Origin of the sequence: Streptomyces sp. NPDC094147, assembly GCF_044764265.1 — a bacterium.
GTDB lineage: Bacteria > Actinomycetota > Actinomycetes > Streptomycetales > Streptomycetaceae > Streptomyces.
In genome coordinates this window covers 1-6,753 of sequence record NZ_JBIWHT010000069.1, presented here as the reverse complement: position 1 = coordinate 6,753, position 6,753 = coordinate 1, and the positions used below count along the sequence as shown (strand labels likewise).

General features: G+C 66.6%; 7 protein-coding genes. All 7 read left to right on the top strand.

The features are described 5' to 3' along the window. Window positions 1-194 precede the first annotated feature (194 nt). The 7 genes from ACIQ8J_RS35595 to ACIQ8J_RS35565 all read left to right on the top strand — a co-directional run bounded on the left by ACIQ8J_RS35595 (window position 195) and on the right by ACIQ8J_RS35565 (window position 6,751). Complete coding sequence (locus tag ACIQ8J_RS35595) at window positions 195-1,091, top strand: N-acetylmuramoyl-L-alanine amidase (RefSeq protein ID WP_403278233.1); 897 nt, start codon at window positions 195-197, stop codon at window positions 1,089-1,091. A 2-nt stretch (window positions 1,092-1,093) separates the two neighbouring features. Next, window positions 1,094-1,309 (top strand): hypothetical protein, encoded by a 216-nt coding sequence (locus ACIQ8J_RS35590; RefSeq protein ID WP_403278232.1) that lies wholly within the window; start codon window positions 1,094-1,096, stop codon window positions 1,307-1,309. A gap of 270 nt (window positions 1,310-1,579) precedes the next feature. Further along, window positions 1,580-2,158 carry a hypothetical protein gene (locus ACIQ8J_RS35585; protein WP_403278231.1) on the top strand — a complete coding sequence of 193 codons (579 nt, stop codon included), beginning with the start codon at window positions 1,580-1,582 and terminating at the stop codon, window positions 2,156-2,158. A gap of 251 nt (window positions 2,159-2,409) precedes the next feature. Continuing rightward, window positions 2,410-2,685, top strand: a complete 276-nt coding sequence (locus ACIQ8J_RS35580) for a hypothetical protein (RefSeq protein ID WP_403278230.1) — start codon at window positions 2,410-2,412, stop codon at window positions 2,683-2,685. A 41-nt stretch (window positions 2,686-2,726) separates the two neighbouring features. Next, window positions 2,727-4,877, top strand: coding sequence for an LAGLIDADG family homing endonuclease (locus ACIQ8J_RS35575; RefSeq protein WP_403278228.1), 2,151 nt, complete (start codon window positions 2,727-2,729; stop codon window positions 4,875-4,877). Between the two features lie 74 nt (window positions 4,878-4,951). Then, window positions 4,952-6,097, top strand: a complete 1,146-nt coding sequence (locus ACIQ8J_RS35570) for a hypothetical protein (RefSeq protein ID WP_403278226.1) — start codon at window positions 4,952-4,954, stop codon at window positions 6,095-6,097. A gap of 99 nt (window positions 6,098-6,196) precedes the next feature. After that, window positions 6,197-6,751 carry a hypothetical protein gene (locus ACIQ8J_RS35565; protein WP_403278225.1) on the top strand — a complete coding sequence of 185 codons (555 nt, stop codon included), beginning with the start codon at window positions 6,197-6,199 and terminating at the stop codon, window positions 6,749-6,751. Window positions 6,752-6,753: the final 2 nt, after the last annotated feature.

The following is a 6,753-nucleotide window of genomic DNA, read 5'->3' as shown; positions in this document are numbered from 1 at the left end:
GGTCAGACCCCCACCCTGCGCATACCGCATATCAACGGCATACCGCAGGGATCACCCACCGTCACCCCCGACACCAACCCGAAAACCTCAGTAATGGCTGTCCAGCTATGGCTGGTCTCCTGCGGTAGCGCACCCTGATGCTCCTGGCGCAGCGTTTAAGTTCAGTTCGGGCGAGGGGAGTTAGAGCACCGATCTTGGCAACACCTCTGAGTGCCGACCAGCTGGTTGCGGCGCTGCGCGCGGAAGGCGTGCGCATTGTAGAGCGATCCGGCTGGCGTACACACAACAGGAATCACAAGGGGCCGTGGGGCCCGGTCAACGGCGTGATGATCCATCACACGGTGACGTCCGGCACGAGTAGCACCGTCAGTATCTGCGAGAACGGATATGAGGGCCTGCCCGGTCCGCTGTGTCACGGCGTGATCGCGAAGGACGGCACGGTCTACCTGATCGGGAACAGCCGGGCGAATCATGCGGGCAAGGGGGACGGTGACGTCCTTCAGGCCGTGATCGCCGAGCGGTCCCTGCCGGATGCCAACGAGGCCGATACGGACGGCAATACACACTTCTACGGCTGGGAGTGCGAGAACCTGGGCGACGGCCGGGACCCGTGGCCGGCGGCGCAGCTGGATGCCATTGAGCGTGTCTCGGCGGCTCTGTGCCGGGCGCATGGCTGGAGCGCGGCGAGCGTGATCGGTCACCTGGAGTGGCAGCCGGGGAAGGTGGATCCCAAGGGCTTCACGATGGACAGCCTGCGCGGCCGTGCTGCGGCCAGGCTGAAGGGCACACCTACCGGTGGTGAGTCCGGTGGCGGCACGGGCGGCGGTGGCGGGTACGCCCCTCCGCCGTTCCCCGACGGCCTCGCACCGAACCGGAACTCGCCGTCGGCGAAGGGTCTTCAGCAGGCACTGAAGGACACCAGTTGGCTTGACCGTTCCGTGGAGCTGTCCGACAACTACGGACCCCTGACCCAGGAGGCCGTCGCGGGATTCAACCGCAAGCACAACCTCTTCTCGACCGGCCACCCCTACGACCCGGCCATCGGCCGACGGGGCTGGGACCTTCTGCACCGACTCGCCTACGGGAGCTGAGCTTGAGCAACTTCGTTCACGACCACAGCACCCGCCTCTACGCGGTCGTAGCTGCTGTTCTCCCGCTGGTCGCGTTCTACGTCGATGGGCTGCCGACGGAGATGATCCTGGCGCTAGCCGCAGCGGTCCTTGGCGCCGGTGAGGTCGTTCAGCGCCTCGAGGACAACAAGACCGCCACGGCTCTCTTCCAGGAGCCGCCGGGGAGTACGGAGAGCTAGCGGCGCACCGTTGTCGTCTCCTCCCGCCGAATGGTGCGGGAAGGGGCGACTTCGCCGTTTGTGCGAGCTGGCAGAACAGGCGGTGCGTCGAGAGTCGGCTGGGAGATCGCGAAAGCCCCCGAGCATCGGCATGGGCGGGGGCTTCGCTGCACCTCTTGGAAAGTGCGCACTTAGCGTAACAGTGCCCAGGTCGCGGCCCGGAGGCGTTATCCCCAACCTGTGGAAGTATTCTGCTAACTCCGTGTATCGCAGGAGTGAGAGGAGGCCGTCGTGTCGAAGCCGTTGATCGTAGGCCGTCATGAGTTCGCGAAGCTCTACCGGGTGGGCGTCACGACGGTAAGCAACGGCTGGGTGCATCGCGGGGACCTTTCGTACGAGGACGCCGCGATCGTGTCGGGGAAGCCGTTCTGGCCCGGGGGGCTGGCGGTGGCCTTCGCGAACCCTCCGGGCAGTGGCGGCCGCCAGCTGGACCAGGTGGTGCTGGCCGAGCTGATGCAGGAGCAGGGCGCGACATTCCGGCCGGCGTCCAAGGAAGAGCTGCCGGCGCTGGTGGGGCTGCAGGAGTACGCCGAGCTGTTCGGCGTCACCCAGCAGCTCGTCGCATCGGCCCGTCGGCGCACTCTGGCTGACGAGGGCGCAATGCTGCCGCCGTCGGACTACCTGCTGTCGAGTTCTCCCGTGTGGCTGCTGGATACGGTGCTGGATGGGGCCGAGGAGACGATGGCACACTCCCGCAAGGACGCGTGGAAGCTGCGGGATGATGTGGCCGACGCGTTGCGGGAGGGCAGGTACGACGGGCCTGGGTCGTCCATTGCAAAGCGCGGGAACTACGGTTCAGTCAAGGCCTGATGGGGAGTTCGGCGGTTCTGCGCGCCGGGCGTATGTCTGTCGGTTCGGCGATGCGTTTCGCGGCGTCTCGGGTGAGTTGACCCCCACGCATCGGTGAGTAGAATAGCCATAAAGGTCGGAGTGGTTGTCGATCACCTGGTCTCGTATCGCAGAATAGGCCGAGATACATTTCTACGGGAGGGACAGTGGCTTCTATGCAGCTTGAGCTGCCGATCGAGCCTATTCGGCACCCGGGTACGCCAGGCGACGGGTTGAGCATCCAGGAACGCTTCGAGGCATTCCACCAGCTCAACCCCTGGATCCTGGAGAAGCTGGAAGCCCTGACGCGCGACTGTGTCGATCGCGGGCTCAAGCGGGTCGGCATCGGAATGCTGTTCGAGGTCCTGCGCTGGCAGTACGGCCGGGCAACCCGGGGTGAGCCCTGGAAGCTGAACAACGACTTCCGCTCCAGGTACGCCCGGCGCCTCCTCGACCTGTACCCCGAGTGGTCGTCGCTGTTCGAGACCAGAAGGATTCGCACCACTTGAACTAGGCCGGTACTTATCTAACCCACCTCTTGGAGATGTGTATGCCTGATCAGACTGTCGCGCCGCTGCGCACCCGCAAGCCGACCGGCGTCGTCCCATGGCCGAAGATCCTCATCGAAGGAGAAGAGAAGGCCGGGAAAGCGCAGCCTTTCGACGCACGGGTGGCGACCCCGCAGGGCTGGACGACCATGAGAGACCTCCGGCCCGGAAGTGAAGTCATCGGCTCTGACGGGCGGGCGACCACCGTCACGGCGGTGCATATCCGGGGCGTATTGCCGATCTACCGGCTTGCCACTTCCGACGGCGCATCCGTCGAGGTCGCTGGGGACCACCTGTGGAGGATCTGGACAACCCGCGACAAGCACCGGCAGAAGAACGGGCGCCGAATAGCGCACGGCGGCAGGGTCCTGACCACGGACGAACTCAGGGAACGGCTCACCCGAGGCGAGGTAATGCATCTGCCCCTTGTCGCCCCGGTGCACTACGAGCAAGCCACAACGGATCTGCCGCTGGACCCCTACCTGTTGGGGCTTCTCCTCGGCGACGGCGGGATGACCCTGCCCTCCGCAGTGTCGTTCACCAGCGGTGACGAACAGTTGCACAACGCCGTGGAGGCCGCTCTTCCTCCCGGTGCCCGATTGAGGCGGCATACCGACGCTGTCAACGCCCGGATCATCGGCGGCACGGCACTCTCCGCCCTCCGCGATCTCGGACTCCACGGCAAGCGCAGCGAACACAAGTTCATCCCGAGCCAGTTCCTGCGCGCCGACCAGGAAGCGCGCCTGGCTCTGCTTCAGGGACTCATGGACAGCGACGGCGGCATGGAACGAGCAGCCTCTACGTACTCGACGTCCTCCCCGCAGCTCGCTGCTGATGTTCGTGAGTTGGTCGAGTCGCTCGGGGGAACAGCTTCGACGACCACGAAGGCCACGTCGTATCGCAGGCAGGACGGAGCGCGCCGCGCAGGGCTGATTTCGTACCGGCTACGAGTCCGGTTGCCCCGTGGCATGTGTCCCTTCCTGCTTCAGAGGAAGGCAGAGCTCTGGCAGCAGTCCCGGCCCTCGTTCCGCACTGGTCCCATCCGCACGGTGACCGAAGTGGCCTTCATCGGACACAAGGAGGCTCGCTGCATCGAGGTCGCCGCCGACGATCACCTGTATGTGACAGAGCACTTCCTTGTGACGCACAACTCTCATCTTGCTGCCGCGTTCACCGGCTCGGAACTGACGGGCCAGGCCTACTGGTTGGAGCTGGGCGAGGACACGGCCGACGAGTACGCCAACGTGCCCGGTGCCGACTACCTGTTGATCGACCACAACGGCACCTACCGCGACGTCCTCGGTCAGCTCGAAGCCGTGCACGCCGAAGCCAAGCGCGCTGCTGCCGCGAAGGAGCCGCCGGTCGTCCTGGTCATCGACTCCGTGTCGCTGTTGTGGCGGATGCTCGTGAACTGGACCAATGACCGCGCCCGCCGCTCCAACCAGGGGCAGCGCAAGCTGCGCCAGGACCCGGACGCCGAGGTCAAGCCGTCGATGAACCTGTGGAACGACGCGAGCGAGCGGTGGTCCAAGGTGATGTACCTGGTGCGGACCATGCCCGCGATCGTGATCCTGCTGGCGCGCGGCAAGGAGATAGCGGCCGTCGACGGGAACGGGGATCCGATCCCGAAGACGAAGGACTGGCGGGTGGAGGGGCACAAGTCGCTCGCCTACGACGCCACCGTGTGGGTGCGTCTGCGGCGTGAGGAGAGCCCGCAGATCATCGGGGCGCGCTCGTTGAAGTTCCAGGTTCCGCGCGGCGGGGAGCCCAAGGTCGTGCCGGACCTGTCCATCGAGAAGCTGGTGTTCGGCCTGATGGGCTGCACGATCCACAACCAGCCGAGGGCCACCCCGGAGTTGACGGGAGACCTCGCCCAGGTGTGGCTGCCGAGAGTGCTGGACGCCGCGAAGAACGGGGTGGACGGCCTGAAGAAGCTGTGGCGAGAGGTCGAAGCGGACCAGGACCTGTCCCGTGATGAGGTGCGGGTGGTGCGGGCGGACATCGAGCGGAAGGCCGCCGAGTTGAAGAGGCCGGAGAAGCTGTCGGATCCCACCAGCGATGCGGCGAAGCTGCGCGCGGCCGCGGCCGAGAAGGACATGGACGGTGAGGACCCGGTGGAGGAACCGCCGGTCGACGAGTTCATCGCCGCCTAGCCTTCCCCGCCCTTATTTCGCTCCGGGGCCCGCTGTGACGGGCCGGGCCCCGGCATGCCCTCTTGGAGACCAGCGTGACCACCCATGCCGCCGATCCGGCTGCCCCGATATCCATCTGGGATGCCGCCCATACCGCCGATGCCCGGCGCCCTCGTTCCCTCCAGAGACAGATCGGCGCCTCGGACACCATCTGCTCGCGCCGCTCCGGCTACATCCTGGCCGGCGCCGAGCGCACGAACGCCGGGGACAAGCGCGCTGCGATCCTCGGCACCTACATTCACCAGGGTCTGCTGGAGGACGCTCGCCGGGAGTACAACTGGCTCGTCGAGCGCACGGTGGCGGACGACGTGGTGCGCGGGCATGTCGATGTCGTCCAGCTCGACGCCGCGACCTCCGCCCGCCTGCCCAAGCGCCACCGGCCCGTGCAGCCGGCCGAGTTCGTGACCGTAGAAGACGTGAAGACGAAGTCCAGCAGGGTCTGGGACCGGGTTGTGCGGTTCGGGCCGACCGCGGCGGAGATGCGGCAAGTGCTCCTCTACGCCGATTTGTTGCGCACGGTCGGGTTCGCGGACATGCCGGGCCAGCGGTACCTGCACCGGCTCGGTCCGGTCGACGTCCAGCGCATCCGCTTCCGCTTCGTGTGCCGGGACACCGGTGAGGAGCACATCGAGGAGTTCCCTGTCGATGACTGGTTGGCCTTCCAGGCCCGCTGGTGGGTGGACCGTGTCCTGGAGGCAAACAGCCCTGACGAGCTGCGCCGCGACCATGACGGTCCGGGACTGTCGAAGATCTGCGACAACTGCCCTTTTGTGGAGGCGTGCTGGCCCGGGGTCGCGCCGGGCCGACCGGCTCAGACGATCCTCGTTCACGGTGACGCGGACCGGGCCAAGGCGCTCGACGATTACGTACGGGCCCATGAGCGGTATCGCGAGGGCAAGCGCGTGAAGGAGCTGGTCCGCGCCATGCTGGACGACTCCCCCGAGGGCGACTACGGGGCCAATCATCTGGGCTGGGGTGGCGGCAACGACCGGGAGGAGACTGACGTCCAGGCCATGGTCGAGGCGTTCGAGGATGCCGACCTGGTGGTGCCGATGGTCCCGGACCAGAAGGCCATGATCGCCATCATGCGCCGCGCCGGCATGGTGGTGCCCCGGCGCAAGGCTGCCGGTCAGAAAACGGCCCGCACTATCAGGATCACCCCGACCCGCAAAACCCCCTGACGGGCCGGTGACGGCCTCGCAGTCTCTCTGCGAGGCCGGGGACCCTCACCTTGTCTTTTTGCTGCTTGTACTGCCTTGGAGGCTTGTCCCGTGACCATCTTGCGCCGCCGTCTGAGCACCGGGTTCACGGTGATGCCCACGGCTGCCTTGGCGGACTCTCGCCTGTCGTTTCGGGCGCGGGGCATTCTCGCGTTCTTGATCTCCAAGCCGGACTCGTGGCGGGTGCGGGCCGAGTCGATCGCCGCGGCGGGCAAGGAGGGCCGTGAGGCGGTGCGTACGGCGCTGAAGGAGCTGCGGGAGGCGGGCTACTACCGGGTGGTGACCGGGCGGCTGGAGGACGGCACGCTCGCGAGCATCACCGAGGTGTACGACACCGCGCAGGACTGGGCGGCCGAGGAGTACGTCCGGCAGGTCGGGCGGCGTGTATCGCGCAAGTTGGAGCGGGGAGACAAGGGGTCCGGAAGCGGGGACGGGGCCCCCGAGGTGATGACCGGAGACGGGTTTTCGGGCGCCGGTTTTCCGGACGTCGGTTCACCGGACGCCGGTTGTTCGGGCCTCCTAGTTACTGAGGTTTTCGGGTTGGTGTCGGGGGTGACGGTGGGTGATCCCTGCGGTATGCCGTTGATATGCGGTATGCGCAGGGTGGGGGTCTGACC